The 1,675-nt window shown below is 38.9% G+C and carries 2 protein-coding genes; both read left to right on the forward strand.

The window, feature by feature from the left end:
• The first annotated feature begins 560 nt into the window (after positions 1-560).
• A complete protein-coding gene (locus tag JK188_RS17290; RefSeq protein WP_211887297.1) occupies positions 561-1,103 on the forward strand; it encodes a fimbrial protein in 543 nt (180 codons plus the stop codon).
• Between the two features lie 84 nt (positions 1,104-1,187).
• The coding region (locus JK188_RS17295; RefSeq protein WP_211888694.1) for a fimbrial biogenesis chaperone at positions 1,188-1,675 on the forward strand (488 nt) is incomplete at its 3' end.

Genomic DNA, 1,675 nt, shown 5'->3' on the forward strand with positions numbered 1-1,675 from the left:
GCAATACCCCTACTCCAATGGAGCCTTACCAATAACAACATGATTTTATAAATAAAAATATTTTTAAAATCCCTATTTATCGTATTAATGATAAATATATTAAATATTTAAATTATTTCAGCACAGCTGAGAACTTAATCTAACCACCTAAATAGTTATTTATACTTAGCCATTAAATACATGTAAAGAAATTAATCTTTTAAATATAGAGAAATTAATACTCCAATAAATCCAAGGAGCGCCATTCTATTCATATGGCGCCCTACTTTTCACGCTTATTTATTATAGGTTAGCGAATAATAAATCGAGCACTAAGAATAAAGGTAATATTCTCTTTTTTAGAACAAGAGAGTATCCCCTTTATATCTAAGGAATGGAATAAAGGAAATTAGCGAAACTTTAAATTGAATGTTTATAACTGATTCAACCTAAATTTAGCCTAGGTAAATAGATAATATCGGCATCATACGTATATATATCTATAACGAAATAAGTCATGGAATGCGACCTTTATACCATCAATTTAATTATTTAACTTTGGACAAATAGGAATACTAATTATGTCATTTAAAACAACGGCACTTTCTACTGCTTTATTTATGAGCCTGTCAGCTTTAAGCCTAAACGCAATGGCTGCACCTTCTGCAGAAGTGACTCTGCAAGGGATCCTGACCAACACGACCTGTGATGTCACCATCAATGGCGGTAAATCAGTCTTAAACGTGGGTGTTTTAAAAACGTCTGTGGGTGCAGGTTCAGACTTTGCCGCTGTCAATACAATGTCCTCTACAACCGCTGAAATGCCAGTGACTTTAGTGGGTTGTGCTGAGGGTGAGGAAGGTAACTTAATCATTCAAGGGATCACTTCTGTCGGTAACAACGAGCAAGACATCTTTGTTGCAACAGATTCACAAACTGTTGGTTTTATGATTGAAGATGAAGCTAATAACCGCATCACTAACGGTAACGGTGCAAAGGTTGAAATTGGCGCAGGCAAAACTGCCGCGCAATACACCTTCAAAGTGGGTATGGCAACGACAACAGATACACCTGAAGCAGGTTCCTACAGCGCACCTATCTTAGTGGCTTATATCGTTGACTAATTCGATTTAATTAACTCAGTAGATTGAGGTAAGGCGGGCTCCGTCTTACCTACATTCGGCCACGAAGACTATGAGGATAGACAAATGCGAAATAACCGATTTATGCAAGGGATCTGCGGTGGCTTGCTATTGCTATCTGGTTCATCGATCGCAGGGATCGCTATCGACACCACTCGAATTATCTTTTCAGAAAGTGATAACGCCACCGGAAAAAGTGTGGGGATAACCAGCTCGAATCAATCACTTACGCCTTATTTGGTCAAAGCACAGATTTTGAAAACTCCCTATGGCGACAATGGTGAGACTCCCTTTATGGTGACGCCATCGTTATTCCGACTAGAGTCTGGTTCCACGAATCAAGTCCGCATAATGAAAAAGAACGTGGCGCTCCCACAAGATAAAGAATCTGTTTTTTATTTTCGTACCGTAGCCATGCCAACCAGCGAAAAAGGGCTGAATACCCCACAAAATAATATTGATGGCGCCGTACAAGTTTCGACGGGAAATATCATCAAGCTGTTTTATCGCCCGAATCATTTAGGCATGACTCAGCCACAAGCAATGAAATCGCT

The organism is Providencia sp. JGM181, from assembly GCF_018257375.1.
Lineage (GTDB): Bacteria > Pseudomonadota > Gammaproteobacteria > Enterobacterales > Enterobacteriaceae > Providencia > Providencia lanzhouensis.

Bases quoted from the DNA above. Each gene is read 5' to 3' on its own strand.
- JK188_RS17290 (WP_211887297.1), top strand. From the start codon at position 561: ATGTCATTTAAAACAACGGCACTTTCTACTGCTTTATTTATGAGCCTG.